Genomic DNA, 20158 nt, shown 5'->3' with positions numbered 1-20158 from the left:
TCAAAGACGATGAATTCATTATACTTTTGATTTACATGGAAAGAAGTATTAGAAAATATATAGATTCTATAGTAGAATATCTTATAGTTATGTTGCTAGAAATCACAATACTAAATACAGGTGTTTTGTTGTACCTTAGTTATTGGTACGTCTAAAATACAAAAGAGGATAAGACATGAAATATTATGAACTAATCGCAAATATGACTCTAGAAGAGAAGGCATCTTTAATGTCGGGGAAAGATTTCTGGCAGTCTCAAGATAATGAACGCCTTGGGATTAAAAGTATGTTTCTTGCTGATGGACCACATGGTATTAGAAAACAGGCAGCGGCATCAGACAAGCCTGGTCTTAATGCTGGTGTTCCAGCAACCTGCTATCCAACAGCTGCGACAGTTGCAAATAGCTGGAATGCTGAGCTTGGGCAAAAAGTAGGAGAATACCTTGGAGAAGAGGCAATTGCCCAGAAGGTCAATGTATTACTTGGCCCTGGTGTAAATATGAAAAGAAATCCACTATGTGGCAGAAATTTTGAGTATTTCAGTGAAGATCCTTATCTTGCCGGTAAAATGGCAGCTAGTTATATTAGAGGCATTCAGTCATACGGCGTCTCAGCTTGTGTGAAGCACTTGGCTGTAAACAATCAAGAAGAACGACGAATGTCTATTGATACAATTGTGGATGAGAGAGCACTTCGAGAAATTTATCTGACCGCTTTCGAAATTGCTGTGAAAGAAGGAAAGACAAAATCAATCATGTCTTCCTATAATAAATTAAATGGAACCTACACGAATGAAAATATGCATTTAATGCAGGACATTCTACGTGGGGAATGGGGATACAATGGGACTGTTATTACCGATTGGGGTGGTAGCAATGACCGTGTAGCAGGACTTTTAGCAGGAAATGAATTAGAAATGCCATCCACTGCAGGAGAAACGGATAAAGAAATTGTTCAGGCAATTAAAAGTGGCAAGCTAAAAGAAGAAGTATTGGACGAAAGCGTAGATAGATTGCTTGACCTTATTTTCACAACAACAGAAGCATTAAGAAAGCCGCAATTAGAATTTGATGTTGAGAAGCATCATAGAGTATCTCAAAAGGTTGCAGAAGAGTCGATTGTGCTGCTTAAAAATGAAGGAAATTTATTACCCCTTAAATTTGGTAAAAAAATTGCTGTAATTGGAGACTTTGCAAAGGATGCACGATACCAGGGTGCGGGATCATCGATTGTAAATCCGACAATCTTGGATCATACGATGGATTGCTTCGAGGAGTCAGGAATTGTCAGTATTGGATTTGAACCGGGGTTTGAACGATATGGTAAGAAAGATCAGAACAAAATAGATAAAGCATGTGCTCTTGCCGAGCAAGCAGATGCTGTACTTTTATATATTGGTTTAGATGAAGTTACTGAAGCAGAAGGCCTTGACAGACAAAGCATGAGGATTCCGGAAAACCAAATTGAACTATTAAATGCTGTGCAGAAAGTGAACCCTAATATCATAGCAATTCTTTCTTGTGGATCTGCCGTAGAGATGCCTTGGATTGATAAGGTAAAGGGACTATTGCATGGGTATCTAGGTGGACAAGCAGGAGCCAGGGCAATTCTGCGTGTGTTATCCGGAGACGTTAATCCATCTGGAAAGTTGGCAGAGACATATCCGTTACGCTATGAAGATACACCTACTTATCACCATTTTCCAGGCAAGGAAGTTAGTGTAGAGTATAGAGAGAGTATTTTTATCGGTTATCGTTATTATGATACAGTGAATAAAGATGTACTTTTTCCATTTGGTTTTGGCCTTAGCTACACTACTTTTGCATATTCAGATATATCCGTTAATGAACGCGGTGTCACATTTAAACTAACGAATACAGGAAATTTTGCTGGAATGGAAATTGTCCAACTATATGTTGGGTGTCAGTCACAGGAGATTTTTAGATCCAAAAAGGAATTGAAGGGCTTTGTGAAAGTTTTTATTAATGCTGGTGAAACCAAGACAATTACGATACCATTTGATGATAAGACATTCCGTTACTTTAATGTGAAGACGAATAAATGGGAAATTGAAACTTCGGGTTATACAATTATGATTGGTGCATCAAGTACTGACATTAGATTGGAAACAACGATGCATGTGAAAGGTACAGAAGCTGTTTTACCTTATGATAAAGCTATGCTGCCAACCTATTATTCTGGGAAACCAAGCAACATCAGTGAGGATGAATTTGAAAATCTTCTAGGACGAAAAGTACCAGTTTCCACATGGGATCGAACAAAACCTCTAGGTTATAACGATACATTAGCTCAATGTCAGTATGCCAAAGGTGTATTTGGTAGACTTGTTTACCACTCGATTGTTTTTGCTCATTGGTATCTAAGAAAAATTGGGAAACGCAGTACAGCCAACTTGATCATAATGTCCGTCTATCATATGCCATTTAGAGGAATTTCAAGAATGACAGGAGGCGTAGTCAGTATGCCGATGGTTGATGGAATCTTAAAGATGGTAAATGGTCGCTTTTTTAAAGGATTAACTCACTTTTTAAAGGAAAGAAGGAAGTTGATCCGAAATAACAAGTTAAGGCCGCAATAGAGAGCGGGATTTTTTATTGTTTTTATGGTAAACGTTCTCATAAAGATTAATAGAGAGAGTATTGACATTTTTTTTAATTTGGCTCAGAATAAGAGTGTAGCAATTTTGTGAAAATTGAATCCAACTATGTGAAAGCAGAAGAACGCCTTAAACAGGTGCTAATTCTGCTTTTTTATTTTCCAAAATTAACTACAAAATTATGAAGGAGTGATGGTAGTATGATGAACAGAGTAGTGTTAGTCGGTCGTCTGACAAAGGATCCTGAGCTCAGATATACGCCGAACGGAGTGGCTGTTGCAACTTTTAGACTTGCAGTTAACCGCCCATTTACCAATCAGCAAGGCGAAAATGAGGCGGATTTTATTAATTGCATCGTGTGGCGTAGAACTGCTGAAAACGTTGCAAACTACTTGAAGAAGGGAAGTTTAGCAGGCTTAGAAGGAAGAATCCAAACTCGTAATTTCGATGGACAGGATGGTAAACGTGTGTTCATGACAGAGGTAGTAGCAGATAATGTGCAGTTCTTAGAACCTAGGAGTTCACAGCCTGATAACAGTCATCCACAAACTAAACAAAAACAACCCGTTGGTGCTCAGCCAAACACAGAGGAAAAAGACATGGAGCCAATCGATATCTCTGATGATGATTTGCCTTTTTAAGTAATTGGCGAAAATTATGTTCACGTGTTATGACCTGCGATTTTCCACCACAAGTAAGTCCCCTTAGGAAAACAGTTTAACTATATCTACGGATTATCTTCTATTAAATCAATTTCCGAACGGTCAACTACGACGATAACCATCCTGTTTGATATAATGATAAGTATAGATTTGAACAGGGGAGGACTGTGCATGGACAAGCGGTGTGGTTGGGTTAATGAAGATCCACTGTATATAAATTATCATGATCATGAATGGGGCGTGCCTGTATTCGACGATCAAACATTATTTGAGTTTCTTATTTTAGAAGGGGCGCAAGCAGGACTAAGCTGGTATACGGTTCTTAAGAAACGTGAAAATTATCGGGAAGCGTTAGACAATTTTGAAATTGACAAAATTGCTAATTATCCACTTGAAAAAATTGAGGAGCTCATACAAAATGAAGGGTTGATTCGCCATCGTGGTAAACTAACGTCTGTTATAACAAATGCACAGGCGTTTCAACAACTGCAAAAGGAATATGGCAGCTTTAGTACTTATTTGTGGGGATATGTAGATGGAGAACCAATTGTGAATCGCTGGGAAAGTCTTAGCGAGGTTCCTACCAAAACGGGGTTAAGTGACCAAATTAGCAAGGATTTAAAAAAGAGAGGATTTAAATTTATTGGTACAACAATTATGTACGCTTATTTGCAAGCTACTGGTGTTGTGAATGATCATTTGAGAGATTGTATATGTTCAATTGAACAGAATGCAGAGGTTTCCTCTTAGCCGAAGGCAATTATTTAAAGAATATAGCGAAGTAAACAAAAAGGAGCATATTTGCTCCTTTTACATAAGGTTTTTGAAATAACTATATGAACAAGATTATTTCCTTCTGATATTGCTCATGACGAATCCGCTTTTGGGTAAAGTAGGCATTTCATCTAAACTATAATTCAAGTCTTGAGTAGGTACTTGAAAATCAATCTTGTTCACAAGAAAATCTAAGGTGGTCTTCATAACTTCGACAGTAACACCTTCTCCAGGACAACGATGTCCTTTAGCAGGGTCACCGCCACCATGAGGGATAAAATCAAATAAACTTCCTTTCCAGTCAGTAAACCTGCTAGGGTTAAAATGACTTGGGTTATTCCAAATTCGTGAATCATGATTCGTCCCGTATATGTCGAGAAGGACGAGCATTCCTTTTGTGAACTGACAATCATTCCAAGTAAAAGTATCTTTAACTCTAGCTCCTACGAATGGACCAAAGGGATAGTAGCGTCGCACTTCATGGATAAACATTTCCATGTAATCACTGTTACCGGATGCAAGTTTTTCCTTTTGTTTAGTGTATTCATGTAAAGCTAAAGCAGCAAACGTTATTAAGGTCGCATTAGCAACGATCGGGCGTAGTACATTAATCAGTTCTACCGCTGCCATTTGATGATTTAACCGTGATCCATCAGGCTTTTCATAGAATGCCATTTCATATAAAGCAGTTCCTTGTGCTGCAGATAACTTACCTGATCGGACATCCACTATTACACCTTTTATCCAGTTTTCTGCACGGTTACGAGCGCTTCTGCCTTTCCAATGCTTTGGGCCAATCGCTCCAAATGCATAGATCATCGAAATAAAATCATCTGCACGTTCCGTTACTTCCGTTTCGGAAAGGGGTACACCAGCCCATAGGCAGACGACGCTACACAAAATATTTTTCATTTCTTCAAATAACACAACCTTGTCAGCAGTTTCCCACTGTTCTGCTGCTACCTCTAATTGTGTGCGTGTAAGTGTTGCAAGCTGTTGTTGATGGGCAGGTGTTAATAGAGACATGAAAAGAAGCTTTCGGTGAAGGTGTGCAACACCATCCATCGATTGAATGGCATTTTGACCAAATAAGGTTTTTTGTACGCGTTTTGGTGCTGCTCCTTTACGCTCAAACCTATTCGTATCATAAAATACTTTTGCTGCTTCGATTCCCTTCATACAAATAACCTGTTGACCTAACAACCGGGCCTGAAAAATATCTGATTTGTACCGATCTGCTCTGTTATTAATGAACAAGTAGCCCTCTTTTAACAGAGCAGTACTATTATCAAGGCTTTTATCATGGGGAATATTCGGATTTGCGGGCATGGATATATCTCCTTTTAAGGTGCGATTTTACTTATTACGAAGCTTTTAGCTATTTCGTCTCCACGCATTCCAAGCTAGTGTTCCTAATCCAATTGCTACTAGTGTATAAAGCAACGTTCGTTTACTTAAGTCCTGGATATTGCTTAATTGAATCTCTTGCTCTAGCTGGTCGATATTGATATTATATCGACCGTTTAAAGAAATCACTTTGTCATAATAGTCATTATCTCTATCCATCTGTTGAAGTTCTTTCACTAAGGATCGATCCTCCTATAGTTTTAGCTTTTTCTGCGGATTTTATTGTTCTTAGTATGAGGCAGTATGTAATATAAATTCAGAATACGTATACCAGTAATTACTAATTAATTGATTTCTCGTTAGATGGAGTGTAGTTGCTATCGTAGTGTGTTTTTTTTGAAATGATAATTTGATTTTGATTAATTTTAAGAGTAGCTTGGAGGAATTCTGCAAAAGATATATGTAGGACATATCTTAGGGAGGAAAACTTTATGCCAATTCAAAATGAACATGAAATTCGTGAACTATTTGAAGCTTCACAGCAATTAGAGGAGGCAGCTCGTCAAGCCAAAAATAATGCAGATGTTGGGGAGATTCAGCAGATTCAAAAGCAGTTACGCGAGGTTCAAGGTAAAATCCAGGATGCGCGTGGCAAAGCAATTAATGGCAGTGGCACATCAACCGAACCATTATTTGAAGCACAAGTGCGTGTTGAAGAGGTACAACACCAAATGGAACGTGCACTAATTAATTTAAATGTACAACAAGATAGTGTTCAGCCATAAAAACAGAAGTGAAGTCGTTATTGGCGACTTCAACTATACTAAAGTTGTCAAAAATTAAATATTATATCTAAACCTTTTCATATAGCTGGGCATTTTTTGGGGGGACTTCGTGAAATCTACAAATCACGGAGTTTCTTTACATTGTTAAAGTGGTTAAGTACTCTGATTTTCTATTCAATACTAATGATATCATAATACATTATTATGGATTCAACCAGCAATCATAAGCAAACGGAATTAATTCAAAAACACTGCTTCCATGTCCTATAAATAGTATAAAATTAGCTTAATGATGTGGACCGGGAGAAACTCCTGTATTCAATACATATCTGAAGATAAGTTTGCTCAATTGGAATTTATGGTATATTGAAGAACTAGGAATTCAGAACTATTTACATGAATTAACTGCTATTCTTGAGAAAGTTGAGGCGCACTAATATGCTGATATTGAGAAAAAATACGGAGAAAAGATGTGGGATTTATTTAAGGCGCTAGAAAATGGGGAAATAACGGAAGATGCTTTTTATAATGTGATTGAAAGAGCAGACAGTGCATATCATAAGCTTGATAGAAAACTTGATCGTTTACTAGAAGCTTATTACGTGAAAATTTATCAAGAGTTGATTGATAATAGAAGATAAGCTCGTTATAATAATGACTAATACATAAAAAACGAACATTAGGGATTTTAATGCAATGAATATTCAGGTTTTTATTGCTTTTCGAAATTATTTTTGTTATATTATCGGTATTACTGGTATTGATGTTACTAACTTTGTGCTTCGTTATCGGAGTGCCTGTTTAAAAATTTAAAGACAAAACTATGTGTGACTGGCGAACGCGGATTACCGCGAGGGAGCACATAGTGTCGTAGCCGTTCGCCTGGGCAGAGGTAAGGGATATCCCTTACCTCTTTTCTATTTTCTAGGGGGGATAAGTCGGGTACTAATCTTTTGCATTATTAGTAAAAGCGAGGTTCATGACATGGCGCGGTTGTATATTTAATTTTTATTTAATAGGAGGAAACGATATGAGCACAATTACTTTGGAAAAGAAACAAATAATTAAAACGTTGAACAATATCGCAGAAAATGGATTGAATGTGTTGAAAGGTAACTACACACTTGATGATCATAGTGACAATCCTGACGCGATTGTAGTTCGCAGTTTTAACATGCAGAATATAGAATTTGGCAACAAGTTAAAAGCAATTGCACGGGCGGGTGCTGGTGTAAATAATATTCCTGTAGAAAAGTGTACAGAGCAAGGCATCGTTGTTTTTAATACACCTGGCGCTAATGCAAATGCGGTAAAAGAGCTTGTTCTAACCTCTGTGATGGCCACATCTCGTAATCTATTTGATGGGGTAGCTTGGGCTAAACAGCTTGAAGGAGAAGGTAATCAAGTTTCCAAACTTGTTGAGACGGGAAAGAAACAATTTGTTGGAAAAGAAGCGAAAGGGAAAACACTTGGAGTCATTGGTTTAGGAGCGATCGGTGCATTAGTAGCAAATGATGCGCTCAGCCTTGGTATGGATGTGATTGGTTTTGATCCGTACATTTCAGTTGATACAGCCTGGAATTTATCAAGAACAGTCCAACGTGCGAGCACGATTGAAGAACTGTTTGCTAGTGCTGATTTTATTACTGTTCATGTACCATTAACTGATGATACGAAAGGAATGTTTAATTATGGAACATTCAGCCTTATGAAGACAGGAGTTCATATTTTGAATTTCTCACGTGGTGGGCTTGTGAATGAAAAAGATATGGCGCAAGCATTAGAAACAGGGAAAGTGGGCAAGTATATTACCGATTTTCCGAATGAAAATGTCTTGAAAATGCAAAACGTTGTCCCTATTCCACATCTTGGTGCTTCAACCCAAGAATCAGAGGAAAACTGTGCGGTTATGGCAGCTCGTCAGGTAAAAGAATTTTTGGAAACAGGAAACATACGTAACTCTGTTAATTTTCCGAGCGTCCACTTGCCTTATACAGGCAAGCGACGTGTAGCAGCTTTTCACAAAAATGTTCCGAATATGGTTGGGCAAATTTCATCTGCGATCTCAAGCCTCAATCTCAACATTGCAGATATGGTGAACCGAAGTCGTGGCGAATATGCGTATACGATGGTTGATATTGAAACAGATGTTGATGGAGATACAATTCCACATTTAGAAGCGAAAATTAATCAAATTGCAGACATTGTTACGACCAGAATTATATAAATAGAATGGAATCCTTCTCTCTGTTATTAGAGAGAAGGATTTTTAAGTAGTATAATATACGAGCATGAACGTCACCCTTTTGATAAAATAATAAATGGAAGAAATAGTAGAGAGGAATGAAAATATGTACGAGCACATAGTCTATTTTAAATTTAATGACAATATAACAGTAGAAAAACAGAATCAATTGTTAGCGAAGTTGAATACTTTTAAAGGCACTATTCCAGGCATTGTAGAATTGACAGCTGGGATTAACGAGACAGCAGAAAAAGAAAGAGCACGAGGTTACATGATGGGGCTTCGCGTAACGTTTGAAAATAAAGAAGCGTTAGACAACTACGGTCCTCATCCTGTTCATCAGGAATTTGTGCAATCATTGGAAGTCGTCATCGATCACGTTGCTGTTGTAGATTATCCATTGTAATTGACTAAGCTAGAGGAGAGTTTTATGACGGATAAAAGAAAACTAGTATTATACATTGCTACGAGTTTGGATGGTTATATAGCAACTAATGAGGAGTCTTTAGATTGGCTATTCCAAGTTGAGGGTGAAGGGGATAATGGATATTCTGAGTTCTATAAGTCCGTTGATACAATTCTAATCGGTAAGAAAACATATGATTGGGTAATGACCCATGAAGCTGGAGAATTTCCATACAAAAACAAACAGTGTTATGTTTTTACTAGGACCGTAATGCAAAATACTAAGGATGTAAGTTTTATAAATGGAGATATAGTCGATTTCATTCATCAACTCAAGGAAAAAGAGGGAAAAAATATTTGGATTGTTGGCGGAGGAGATCTGTTACAATCTTTTATAAAAGAGAAATTAATTGATGAACTCATCATAACAGTTGCCCCAACTATAATCGGTAAGGGAATACCATTATTTAAAGAAGGTGAGTATCAGTTAGATTTAACATTAAAGGCAACACGAACTTACAATCAATTTGTTGAGCTTCATTATAGTGTAAATACATAAAGCCAAGGGTACTTATCTTCTAAGCAAGGTGAGTGCCTTTTCTTATCAATAATTTTTTCTGGTAGAGAGTTATTATTGACGTTGATCAGCACCCTTTGTAATACTATAGTGATATAGTATTTTTGGTAAATAGTTATGATAAAAGACAAAGGTTGCTTCAAAGTTGAATCATTTATAACGAGGGGATTTATTATGAGAAAGTGGAAAACGTTAAAATCAGAATATATATACAAGTCTCGATTTGGTAATTTAAGAAAAGACACGTGTGAACTTCCCAATGGAATGATAATTGATGATTACTATGTGAATGAATACTCTGATTGGGTGAACGCTGTTGTGCTAACAAAAGATAAGAAAATGGTGCTTGTCGAACAATACCGTCACGCTGGCAAGGATTTCTTTTTGGAAATACCAGCAGGGAAAATAGAAGAAAATGAGTCTCATGAGCAAGGGATACTTAGAGAAGTTAGAGAAGAAACGGGATTTACTTCACTTACCAAACCTATTGAACTAGGGAAATATATGGTGAATCCTGCTACGCAAACCAACTACATAAGATCTTATTTAATCGTAGATGCCTTCAAAGAAACTAATCAAAATCTAGATGATACAGAAGATATAACAGTTCATCTATTCGATTTTAAAGAGATCGGAGCCTTACTGCGAACGAATCAAATAAAAACACAATTATTTACTGTGAATGCTTATTTTATGGCAAAGGACTTTTTGTTGGAAAATAAAACCGAAAAATGAATATGAAAACTAGTAATATGAACGAGAGGTAGCTTTAAATGAAAGAGTGTCCGTTTTGTAATACGACTTTACAACCAAATCAGAAAATCATTCTGAAAAATGAGTTTTGTATGTTTCTACAGTTAGAAGAAGTGCAAATTAAAGGGGTACAACTTGAAGGTGCAGGATTAATTGTACCAATAGAACACAGGGAAACTGCGTTTGATTTATCGAAAGAAGAGTGGAATGCAACGTACACACTCCTTCAGGAAGTAAAAACGTACTTAGATAAAAAGCATCAACCTAAAGGTTATAATCTTGGATGGAATTGTGGTGAAGTTGGAGGACAGCATATCTTTCATGCTCACTTTCATGTGCTGCCAAGATATGACGATGAACCGCTTGCTGGTAAAGGAATTAGATATATGTTTAAAAGTGTAGATAATAAAAGAAATAGCATTTAAGCGAGCTGTTACTTATCAAGTTAAAAAGGAGATATATATAGATGGATATAATGAGTCAAGGTATAGGTCTAATATCTGTTATCCTATTTATCTTTTGTTTTTACTTTACACTTACCTTTATCGAACATATCATCAAAGGCGATAAACGGATCTCAAAACAGTCAAAAATAGCTGCAATAATATGCCTTGCACTTGGTTTATTATTTTCGTTAATTTTATGAAATTGACTAAATTGATTTGAACACTACAAAGCTAAGTGGGAGGAAAAAAGTGGAGACAAATGCTCTATTTTATAAAATGAAAAATGGAACTGTTACGAGTGAAGATTATTTAGCATGGTCGTATGTCCTATTAAGTAAAGGTAAATCTTCACCATCATTAAATATGGTTACTGCTTTTTCTCTAGACAGTAACATTTTTGAAGTAGAAAGTTACGTTGCGAAGGCTTTAGGCGAACTGAGAATAACTGAGCCTGAAACTAATGAATGTGCTAGAGGCTATATAAGATTTTTAGCAAACAAGATTCTAACAGAGAATGATGATAAATTGATTTTTAATCTAGCACAAAGCATTTTCCGAATTGTTGCTACAGAGCTGGATTATCCAGACGATCTTTTTGTTTGGTATGAGATTAGCGAACTAATTGATAGAATTGAATATGATAATCAGCCATTCTGGATTAATAATATTGATGTGAAAGCAAAAATAATACAGGAAGCCAAGGCCTTGTTAAAGGTATAAGGAAGTTAACAATTGTCTGCTAGGCAATGAGTTTTCGAAAAGTGTGTTTCGATTGAGAATCTATTTTTGTCCACAGTAAATATATTAAAAATTAACAATGATAAAGCGTAATCATATGTTAACATATATGTAGTAGAATATTTGCGGAAAGTGGTGAAAATTGTCATGGAAAAGCAAAGCAGTAACGCTAGTATCTTCTCAAAAATTAAACTAATAATTGTTATAAGTGCTATCATGTTAGTTGTGGTAGGTACATTTTACACTGACTTGAATATTAATATTATATTTTTATTAGCCTCTATAATATTTCTCGTATCTGTGTTGGAATCTTACTATTTAAACAGTAAAGATAATAATTTATTTATTGATTGGACACTTGCATTGAGCTTTTTTTATGCATATTTTATAATCTAGCATTTAATAAAGTAGATAAAACAATGGCATACTTGGGGATTTTAACCAGAAATGAATGCGCATACAAATAGTGCTGTTAAAATTATGAAATTATTATTCTCATCTTTTTGTATAAAACGTTAAGAAGATTGTCTATAACAGAAGTAGTTCAATTGTCCATACTTGTAGCACAACATTATTGTATTCCTGATTAATAATAAAAATATGAGGACGAATGCAATGAAAATTACGACAGCAGGACGGACCACCAGTGATTTAGCATTTAAAGCAAAAAGTATATCTAATACATATGGAATACCATATATAGAGAGAAATGGCGTTTCAATTAAAACCTTAAAGGAGCAGTATCCTGATGATATTGTTGTTGTAGGCAAAGACCGAATTACTATTACACCATTTATTGGGGGATCTACAATATTCTTTCACCCTAATTTAGCGATGATCCGGGCAAAGCGAATATATAAAGGGGAACAAGAACCGCTGATCACGATAGCTCAACTAAAAGAAGGTATGTCATTTCTTGACTGCACATTAGGATTAGCATCTGATAGTATTATTGCCAGTATTGCAGTCGGATCAACTGGTTCAATTATAGGAATCGAAGGAAATCATTTGTTGGCTTTATTAGCTAAACTAGGATTATCGTCTTTCTCCACTGGGAACACAGAGTTTGATAAGGCTATGAGAAGAATTAATGTTATACAAGGAGATCATTATTCTTATTTATTACAAGCAGAAACAGACTCAGCTGATGTTGTTTACTTTGATCCGATGTTCGACACTGGTATAGATACATCAAATGGAATAAATGTTATAAGAGCACAAGCACTACATACTGAAATCGGTGTGGAAGTTATTGCCGAAGCAAAACGTGTAGCAAGACAACGCGTTGTTTTAAAAGATTTCTGGAAGAGTGAAAGGTTTAATAGACTTGGCTTTGTCCAGCATAAGCGAAAAACATCATTGTTCCATTATGGAACTATTGAATTGAAATAAGATAGAAGGGGACAGCATTAGAAATCTTTCCCCCTCCTGCAAGCATGTTTAAAGCCATTAACACTAATCAAGGATAAGCTGCTTTCATTTTAGAATGATGCTTCAATAATGCTGTTGTTCAGTCAAGTCAGTTCACTTTTTCTGGGTATTCTCTTTTACAGATAAAACTACATCGCCATAAAATTCTTCATCTACATAGACTTCATATTTCCATAACCCGCCGTAAGGAATCGCAAATGTTGTTGTAAAGCGTTGTAAACTTGGATAACCAGGGGATGGCTCGGTTATTTTCTTGGGACCCATGGCAATAACTCGTTCATTAGTCTTAGTATTTACTGCATAAATAGCTAGCTCTTTGTCTTTAAACTTGAGGAAATGTTCATCAAAGCTGAATAAGTATCCGAAAGGTTTTCCAGCAGTTAATGATGGGTCCGGATATACAATAAATAGTACTTTCCCATCTTTTGTGAATTGATCACGAGTTTCCCATACGTCTGCAGCACTTGTTCCATCATTATGTGTCCCGTTATTGGAAGGACCAAATGTAAAATTAGTAGATAATAAGAAAAACAGTGCTAAGGCTGTGGCAGTCATCATCAAAATAATAGTTGAACTTGGTCGTTTCTGTTTATTAGGTTCATGATCATGTATTGCACTTCTAATTTTGTTTTTGTGAAAAGCTGTGAAGTGGTTCCCTTTATGCGTAGTAGAATTCATTGCTTTGCTTAAGTTTTTAAGCTTACTTTCCATATTATAACTCCCTTTCAAGCATGCTTTTTAACTTCTTTCTACCTCTGTTTAATCGCGTTTTAATCGTATTATTATTGATATTAGTAATCTCGCTAATGGTATCAATTGACAATTGTTCATAGTAGTAAAGTGTAACTACTTCTCGATATCGAAGCGGAAGTGAAAGCACGCATAAAGAAAGAAATTCTTCATCACTTCGCTTTATAAGATGCATTTCCGGTGATAAATCATTAGAATGCAACCGATGAAACAGATTCGAATTCATCACTACTTTCCTAAACGCAGCGCTTTTTAAAACATCTTTTGCTTTATTAATTGTTATCCGATAAATCCATGATTTAAAAGAAGTTATTTCACTTATGTTTTCGTATTTATAACAAGTAATAAACACATCTTGCACAACATCTTCAGCTAGTCGCCAGTCTTTTAGATAGTTGTAAGCTAATTTTGTAAGTCGCTCACCAAACTCATCCATAATGGCTTCAAACCATTCATCTTTATCTTTTTGAAATAAAATATCGTTATCATTAACATCATTCAAATGATTCTCACCCCTTCTAGTGCTAAGACGAATGAATAGTAATTAGGTTTCATTATTGAAATATAAATATACCATGTTTTAATGGTATATTTAGGAAAGTGGTTGTGTTATTGGCTTATTTGATTGCTTTGGTAAAGATAAAAAAGGAAGATCGTCGGTGGAGTTTATTTTTGAGTTAGACGGGCTAGGATGGGCCCATAGTAAGGTTGAGGTAAATAACCAGGAAATGGAGTTTGTAGCAAGTTATTCCGGAGATTGTTTAGGTGATTTTTTGGAGGCTTTGGTGATGCTAAACCCATTATGTTTCCTTAGAGATAAAAAAGACATGGTAATGAATAGAACTTTTTGCGAATGGGATGGAGAACCTGATGGTATTGTTTGGAGCTTTGAATTAACAACAAATAATTCTCTTTACATAGTGGCAGTGGCTTATGATGACATATATGAAAAGGAAAACGCTCAACTAATAATTAAAACAGAGTGCCCATACGATGTATTCGTAAGAACCGTATTAGTAGAAATAGATCGATTAATTAAAAGGCAAGGAGTTATAGGTTATAGGGAACAGTGGGGTAGTTTTGATTTTCCATTGAGTTCGTTTCTAAAGCTTAAACATTACATACTAAGTAAGCAAACGTACCCTGTAGAAGGAAGCCCCCGAAAAGAACTAAGAAGCAACTTAATAACTGATTTAGATTTATTTTTGAAAGAAATCAACTAGCCAATGCTAAGAATAATAAAACATTAAGAGTAATATTGGCTTAATCTTCCCAAATTTCTAATTGCAGTTAAGTGGGGAAATTGGAAATAAAGGTGTTAATGTTACAATAAACTTTAATTAACCTCTATACCTAGAAAACATGTGACAGATTATAAATTGACTAATCTTGATATTTTAGCATATAATTTTTATAAAATACTGAAAACTAGAAAGGGGATTCATTTCTAACACATGGACCCAGAAGAGAGGAAGCTTTCCAAGCTATATCGTAGGCTTTTGACGGCAAATGAGGTAAAGGCAATATTAGTCTTTGAAAAGTTAGACGATCATACAAAGGAAAGAGTTCGTAAAAAATGTATAGATAATGGATCTACACGAGCAATTTCTTTATTAAGCAAGTTTGACAAGTTAGCTCAATAAACAAGGGACCTTGCACCTAAGGTCTTTTTTTGTTAGTCGCCAGAAATTTCTTTAAATTGGAGTGATACAAATGCAAAACACCATTTACATAACAGGTGCAGATAGAGGATTAGGACTAGCGCTATCAACGGTTTTTCTTGAGGCCGATTATACAGTGTTTGCAGGAAGATTCATGAATAACTGGACAGAGTTAGACGAGTTAAAACAACAATATGGCGAAAGATTACACATCCTTACCTTAGATGTGACTGAGCAGCAATCGGTGGATACCGCAGCTGCATACATAAGGGAAAAAAACAGGGGTCAATTAGATATTCTCGTCAATAATGCGGGGCTCTTTAAAGATCGCTCTGAAGATATTTTTGGTGAACTAAATTATGAAGATATGATGAATTTAATCAACACTAACACATTTGGGCCACTTCGTGTATCTCAATCTGTTGTACCATTATTATTAAAAGGAAGAGCGAAGATGCTTGTTAATATCTCCTCCGAAGCTGCTAGTTTAACAGACTGTTGGAGAAAAAAAGAATATGGTTATGCGATGTCCAAGGCGGCATTGAACATGCAGCTTACAATACTTCAAAATCATTTAAGTGAATTTGGGATCAAGGTCTTAGCAATCCATCCTGGTTACGTAAAATCCTATATGTTAGGTGTGTTTAATGATGAAGCAACGATCAGTGCAATGGAATCGGCAACGAACATGATGAAGCAAATACTGAAATTACCAACTATTGAAGAGCATATGTTTATAGATTACTTGGGAAATAAAATTGATTGGTAATTGAGACTGAATGGTGATGAAACAAAAGCAGCTCTTGTACGCAGAACGCACAAGAGCTGTGAATTAATTATTTAAAATTAAGTTACATATAATCGGAAACAGAATCTTCAAAATAGAGCCAGTGGAAATATTCAATTTGCTCATCTGACATCCCAACAATTTCTTTCTCATTGAATTTGTGTTTGTCTAGCAAGTGCTCCACTCTGTAACTTCTTTCTGTTTGGCTCATCTTAAATCCTCCTAAAACCTTCCGTTAAGGAAGTGTTTTTTATTGTAGATTCCTTTTGATTTCTTAATTCTATTATACATCTCAACATGAGATTAATTAAATATCATTTTGAGATGATTTGTACGGAAAGTTATATAGATATGTTATTTATTGCATATTATTAGAGAAAAGTGCAGTCCTTCCATTAGTTAGAAACATCAAATTAATAGCTGAACGAGCTTAAAATGGTTCAAAAAAGAATGGTGAATTGGATATTTATGTTAATGTATAAGGAGAACTATATTCCATTATAGTTATCTTTGGATAAACGAGTAGTTTTCTAAAATTAGAAGAGGATTGAAAAATAATATTGAAAAAAATAAGAAAATCTGCTAATGTAGGTCGATAAATGGAGTATTTGGCTTTTGGTATGTCATCTCGGAATAAGACTAATTTTTCTTTTCAATATGCTTATTTCGACCATCATTATTATTGTACTAGTAAACTCCATTGATGATTCTCATCTTTCTTTGTAAAGTAGTTATTCTCTGCCACTTGTAAAACATTCAAATTATAAAAAAAGACGGTAACTAAATGAAGATAATCATTCAAGCAATTATTGGCTCGCTAATTGTACATGTGATTTTTTTTTGTAAGTACATTGGGAATAGGATACGTTCATACGAAGCAAATTACGGCAAAATTAGAGGCAAATTTGAATAGTGGGGAACTGCTGCAAAGTGAAATAGCATTTGGAAGTGTTATTTCGCCATCTTTTTCTATAAAAGCTACGAAGACGTTCTCTATAACGGGGGACCTTACTTCCTGGAGGGGGATTATCTGTATTATGTTAGGGATAGGAGTATCAATGCGCTCTTCCAAAAGTGAAACATAGAAATTATCACCTTATCAACTCTCATATCTATATAGTTCACATCAATACCCACTTGCAACTAAAGCACTTGCCGCACCATAGTCGTACCCGAATCTTAGTACTAAAGATGATTAAAAAGGAAAACAATGGTAATATTCAAAAATAGCAATTATAATGGTCTAAGATAAAGATTATCTTAGGCTATTTTTAATGGGGAAGGGATTATATGAAGCTTTTAAAATTAATTATCATTAGCATAATTGGTATATCAACAATTAGCGTAACCGTTATTATTAGCAAAAACATAATTGAAAAAATAAATGCAAACTATGTTCCAGAAAATCCAGTTGTCGAAGAATCAGTTGAGGAGAAAAATGGTCCAAATCCATCGCCTCCACAAGATATAGATCGATTGATTTCACATGGTATGAATGGAACGGGAGAGACAGAATTGCCTGTTACAGTGGAAGATAATTATAAGGTGTATAGTGACAAGCTCTTTGTGACTATGAATCAAGGGGAGACATGGCTCGAAGTTCCAGATGATGATGAAATAGGATATGCTCGTATTAGTGACTATATAGATAATATTTCACCAACTCATATAACTCAATTCGATAATAAGATATCAATTGTCTACGGAGGTCGTGGATCTGAGAATATCAGTATCATTTCAACCGAGACAAATGGGGAATATTGGAGTGTATCGAGTATCTCAAAGACTGCTTCTCATGATTTGAAAAATGGCTATGATCAGATCTACATTGATTTTCGTGACGATGACGAGAGGGGTTACATAGCAGCAATAAGGCACAAAGGGACTACACAAGAAGAAATTCTAGCATTTCGCAGTGTAAATACAGGGGTAACATGGGATCCGATTGGGAATAACGACCAGATTTACAGTGAAATTCTAGCACACTTTGGTTTGTAGGAGAGGATATAATGATGAAAAGCAAAAAAGTAATATTCATGTTAGCTACTTTGTTGGTATTGCTCGTTATTTTCCAGGTACTTGTATTAGGTGTAGCAACTCCTAAGGGATACCAGCTTATTTATAGTTGGATATTCTTCGCAATTAATTATCTCATTATTATTTTATTGTGTATGATATACACAAAAAATAGTTTTCTTAAGTGGAGTAAATGGTTGATTGGTCTCATTTTGTTTGTTGCAAATACTACATTTTTCTTTTATATGGGAGATGTGAATCTGGTAGTATCTAAATCGCAGGATCAAAATGAAGTGATTTTAAAAGAATTTAATAAAATGAACACAGAAACAGTTCACTTAAAGCGGAGAGGAATCATTTTTGGCAGGGAAACAGGTTCATTAATGGGAAGCTCTTCCTATAAGGCGATTGAAGAGGAAACTTATAAAATTGACTGGGTTAGTGAAGATGTTGCAATTGTTACTTATAAAGTTAGTGAGCAAGGCAATTTGCAACAAGAATTTATTTCACGGAGAAGCTCTACCTACTCAAGTTATCAATATGTTGCGGTAGGTTTAATGGGAAGATGGTATCAAAAGGATAACTCGGATAACTATGTCCAATTTGATCAAGGTGAAATTGTTTATGCAAAAGAAGGACAATTATACTATTACACTTATGAAGATACCGTGCAACATGGAATCTTTTCTATCGTAGTAAATGGGGATGACAATAAACCTTCGTTCTCAATTGTTATAAATGCTGATGCATCATATGATGAGGATGGCCTAATTAAAAAAGGAGGAACAATTACTGTTTCTCCAATCACCTTAGATAATATCGATGGAAATATATATGAGAGAAAATAGGTATATAAGGAAAAAGTACTTTTCATCCCCTCAAGAATAATCCTTGGGGGGAAAGACAACTCTATGTGGTGCTAAATTACTCAAATGTAAAAATATTCTTGATAAACAAAGAGTACTAGTCTACTATGAAGGTGAAATATACTTTGAGAAAGGAGGGAAATCATGAAAAGTACAGGAGTAGTTAGAAAAACAGACCAGTTAGGGCGAATTGTCATTCCAAAGGAACTTCGTGATCGTTTAAAAATTGCCAATAAGGACCCACTTGAAATTTTTGTTGAAGAAGAAAAAATAATTTTGCAGAAATACTATCCTAGTAGCAAAGCATGTATGATAACGGGTGAAATTACCTCTGAAAATAAAGAGTTCTTTGATGGTAAAATCATCTTAAGTCCTGAAGCGATCGATATGCTGTTAAAAGAACTAGACTAATGCTACCTTAACCGAGCGCAGGAAGATGAATTGGTAACAAAAAACCTATTTATCCATGGTAGCCAACATGGTTAGAGCTACATAGGAACTGCTGTCTTGCGCTTTGATATTTTTATTTTTCACAAAGGTAACAAATCTAATTGAAAAGATAAACCACGTTTCGTATCCCCGAGCATAAACTTTCCACAACTAGCAAGTTTTCCATTAATACAATATGAAAAGAAAATATTCGTAATAAACACCCAGATAACTTGTCATTCAGCTTGATTTGGATACTATTGTAATCTAATTGGGCTGAAAATATAAAGCTGTGTAGTAGCAAGTAAGGCAAGCATTCCAAGGAACTTTTAAACATAGAATCATACTCCTTGAAGCCAAATCAAGTGAAGATGCGAGGTGTAAAAAGCAGATTGTTCCAATTGTCGAAGATCGATATATTTCACGGAACATCGATTTGTCGGATTGTTTGTGCTAGTTTCGTGAAATCTGAATTAGTTATATTACCATATAATCTGAGTAAGCTTGTAAGAAACTATCTGATTTAATAAAGGTATATGCCTTCATTTGTTGAATAGCAAGAAGTAAGCAGAATAAATAGGAGTGAAATTGTGATAAAAGAAATAAATGGGATAAGTGTGCATTTAGAAGATGATTATGAGGCTAAGAATGCCGATGAAATTGTTATTGGTATTGAGTACTTTGACGAAGACCATCTGAACGAACTTATCAATTTAGACCTTTTAAAAGTAGATGTTAAGAATTATGGGATGAATTGGATCTATGTGGTAAAGAGCATTCCTTTGAATGAGTACAAAGAGAGAAAAAATGAAGTTGGTGAAGTAATTAAATATGTCCATAGTCAAATTATTTCTTTTTTAAACTTAGAT

24 protein-coding genes and 1 riboswitch are annotated in these 20158 nt (G+C 35.3%); of the genes, 19 read left to right on the top strand and 5 right to left on the bottom strand.

Going from position 1 to position 20158, the window contains the following annotated elements; all coding sequences use genetic code 11:
* Positions 1-175: 175 nt before the first annotated feature.
* The 3 genes from ACI6MV_RS10740 to ACI6MV_RS10730 all read left to right on the top strand — a co-directional run bounded on the left by ACI6MV_RS10740 (position 176) and on the right by ACI6MV_RS10730 (position 4029).
* A complete protein-coding gene (locus tag ACI6MV_RS10740; protein WP_407270294.1) occupies positions 176-2599 on the top strand; it encodes a beta-glucosidase family protein in 2424 nt (807 codons plus the stop codon).
* A gap of 218 nt (positions 2600-2817) precedes the next feature.
* Positions 2818-3258, top strand: a complete 441-nt coding sequence (ssb, locus tag ACI6MV_RS10735) for a single-stranded DNA-binding protein (protein ID WP_407270293.1) — start codon at positions 2818-2820, stop codon at positions 3256-3258.
* Positions 3259-3450: 192 nt separating this feature from the next.
* On the top strand, positions 3451-4029 hold the full coding sequence (locus ACI6MV_RS10730) for a DNA-3-methyladenine glycosylase I (RefSeq protein ID WP_407270292.1): 579 nt from the start codon (positions 3451-3453) through the stop codon (positions 4027-4029).
* 96 nt (positions 4030-4125) lie between these two features.
* Here the strand turns inward: ACI6MV_RS10730 and cypC are convergent, their stop codons facing one another.
* Positions 4126-5382: a CYP152 family fatty-acid peroxygenase CypC gene (cypC, locus tag ACI6MV_RS10725; protein WP_407270291.1), complete on the bottom strand. Its 1257-nt coding sequence runs from the start codon at positions 5380-5382 to the stop codon at positions 4126-4128.
* Between the two features lie 45 nt (positions 5383-5427).
* Positions 5428-5637, bottom strand: coding sequence for a hypothetical protein (locus ACI6MV_RS10720; RefSeq protein WP_407270290.1), 210 nt, complete (start codon positions 5635-5637; stop codon positions 5428-5430).
* Positions 5638-5891: 254 nt separating this feature from the next.
* On the opposite strand from ACI6MV_RS10720, the gene ACI6MV_RS10715 reads away from it, so the two are divergent.
* The 9 genes from ACI6MV_RS10715 (at position 5892) to ACI6MV_RS10675 (ending at position 12741) form a co-directional block, all read left to right on the top strand.
* Positions 5892-6185, top strand: a complete 294-nt coding sequence (locus ACI6MV_RS10715; protein ID WP_407270289.1) for a hypothetical protein — start codon at positions 5892-5894, stop codon at positions 6183-6185.
* A 470-nt stretch (positions 6186-6655) separates the two neighbouring features.
* Positions 6656-6826, top strand: coding sequence for a hypothetical protein (locus tag ACI6MV_RS10710; protein ID WP_407270288.1), 171 nt, complete (start codon positions 6656-6658; stop codon positions 6824-6826).
* 176 nt (positions 6827-7002) lie between these two features.
* Positions 7003-7080, top strand: a riboswitch (ZMP/ZTP riboswitch).
* A gap of 135 nt (positions 7081-7215) precedes the next feature.
* Positions 7216-8412 (top strand): phosphoglycerate dehydrogenase, encoded by a 1197-nt coding sequence (locus ACI6MV_RS10705; RefSeq protein ID WP_407270287.1) that lies wholly within the window; start codon positions 7216-7218, stop codon positions 8410-8412.
* Positions 8413-8536: 124 nt separating this feature from the next.
* Positions 8537-8836: a Dabb family protein gene (locus ACI6MV_RS10700; RefSeq protein ID WP_407270286.1), complete on the top strand. Its 300-nt coding sequence runs from the start codon at positions 8537-8539 to the stop codon at positions 8834-8836.
* A 24-nt stretch (positions 8837-8860) separates the two neighbouring features.
* A complete protein-coding gene (locus ACI6MV_RS10695; RefSeq protein WP_407270285.1) occupies positions 8861-9394 on the top strand; it encodes a dihydrofolate reductase family protein in 534 nt (177 codons plus the stop codon).
* Positions 9395-9586: 192 nt separating this feature from the next.
* Positions 9587-10147, top strand: coding sequence for an NUDIX hydrolase (locus tag ACI6MV_RS10690; RefSeq protein WP_407270284.1), 561 nt, complete (start codon positions 9587-9589; stop codon positions 10145-10147).
* Between the two features lie 38 nt (positions 10148-10185).
* Complete coding sequence (locus ACI6MV_RS10685; protein ID WP_407270283.1) at positions 10186-10590, top strand: HIT family protein; 405 nt, start codon at positions 10186-10188, stop codon at positions 10588-10590.
* Positions 10591-10860: 270 nt separating this feature from the next.
* On the top strand, positions 10861-11331 hold the full coding sequence (locus ACI6MV_RS10680) for a hypothetical protein (RefSeq protein ID WP_407270282.1): 471 nt from the start codon (positions 10861-10863) through the stop codon (positions 11329-11331).
* A 633-nt stretch (positions 11332-11964) separates the two neighbouring features.
* Positions 11965-12741, top strand: coding sequence for a class I SAM-dependent methyltransferase (locus ACI6MV_RS10675; protein ID WP_407270281.1), 777 nt, complete (start codon positions 11965-11967; stop codon positions 12739-12741).
* Between the two features lie 132 nt (positions 12742-12873).
* Here ACI6MV_RS10675 and ACI6MV_RS10670 read toward each other — a convergent pair whose 3' ends face one another.
* Together ACI6MV_RS10670 and ACI6MV_RS10665 are read right to left on the bottom strand one after the other, a co-directional pair.
* A complete protein-coding gene (locus tag ACI6MV_RS10670; protein WP_407270280.1) occupies positions 12874-13491 on the bottom strand; it encodes a hypothetical protein in 618 nt (205 codons plus the stop codon).
* 1 nt (position 13492) lies between these two features.
* On the bottom strand, positions 13493-14032 hold the full coding sequence (locus ACI6MV_RS10665; RefSeq protein ID WP_407270279.1) for a sigma-70 family RNA polymerase sigma factor: 540 nt from the start codon (positions 14030-14032) through the stop codon (positions 13493-13495).
* Between the two features lie 157 nt (positions 14033-14189).
* Here ACI6MV_RS10665 and ACI6MV_RS10660 point away from each other — a divergent pair, with 157 nt between their 5' ends.
* The 3 genes from ACI6MV_RS10660 to ACI6MV_RS10650 all read left to right on the top strand — a co-directional run bounded on the left by ACI6MV_RS10660 (position 14190) and on the right by ACI6MV_RS10650 (position 15960).
* Positions 14190-14753, top strand: a complete 564-nt coding sequence (locus ACI6MV_RS10660) for a hypothetical protein (protein ID WP_407270278.1) — start codon at positions 14190-14192, stop codon at positions 14751-14753.
* A 276-nt stretch (positions 14754-15029) separates the two neighbouring features.
* Positions 15030-15173 carry a hypothetical protein gene (locus tag ACI6MV_RS10655; protein WP_407270277.1) on the top strand — a complete coding sequence of 48 codons (144 nt, stop codon included), beginning with the start codon at positions 15030-15032 and terminating at the stop codon, positions 15171-15173.
* Positions 15174-15243: 70 nt separating this feature from the next.
* Positions 15244-15960, top strand: coding sequence for an SDR family NAD(P)-dependent oxidoreductase (locus ACI6MV_RS10650; RefSeq protein WP_407270276.1), 717 nt, complete (start codon positions 15244-15246; stop codon positions 15958-15960).
* 82 nt (positions 15961-16042) lie between these two features.
* Here the strand turns inward: ACI6MV_RS10650 and ACI6MV_RS10645 are convergent, their stop codons facing one another.
* On the bottom strand, positions 16043-16189 hold the full coding sequence (locus ACI6MV_RS10645) for a BH0509 family protein (protein ID WP_407270275.1): 147 nt from the start codon (positions 16187-16189) through the stop codon (positions 16043-16045).
* A gap of 1079 nt (positions 16190-17268) precedes the next feature.
* Between ACI6MV_RS10645 and ACI6MV_RS10640 the strand changes: the two genes are divergently transcribed.
* From ACI6MV_RS10640 to ACI6MV_RS10625, 4 genes are all read left to right on the top strand, one after another.
* Positions 17269-17976 carry a hypothetical protein gene (locus tag ACI6MV_RS10640; RefSeq protein WP_407270274.1) on the top strand — a complete coding sequence of 236 codons (708 nt, stop codon included), beginning with the start codon at positions 17269-17271 and terminating at the stop codon, positions 17974-17976.
* Between the two features lie 11 nt (positions 17977-17987).
* Complete coding sequence (locus ACI6MV_RS10635; RefSeq protein ID WP_407270273.1) at positions 17988-18842, top strand: hypothetical protein; 855 nt, start codon at positions 17988-17990, stop codon at positions 18840-18842.
* 162 nt (positions 18843-19004) lie between these two features.
* Positions 19005-19271, top strand: a complete 267-nt coding sequence (locus tag ACI6MV_RS10630; RefSeq protein ID WP_407270272.1) for an AbrB/MazE/SpoVT family DNA-binding domain-containing protein — start codon at positions 19005-19007, stop codon at positions 19269-19271.
* Positions 19272-19879: 608 nt separating this feature from the next.
* A partial coding sequence (locus tag ACI6MV_RS10625; RefSeq protein ID WP_407270271.1) for a hypothetical protein occupies positions 19880-20158 on the top strand: 279 nt, incomplete at its 3' end.

The organism is Radiobacillus sp. PE A8.2, assembly GCF_045635475.1.
Taxonomy (GTDB): Bacteria; Bacillota; Bacilli; order Bacillales; family Amphibacillaceae; genus JBJGXI01.
The sequence above is the reverse complement of the archived record's forward strand: the minus strand, read 5'-3'. Positions and strand labels throughout refer to the sequence as shown.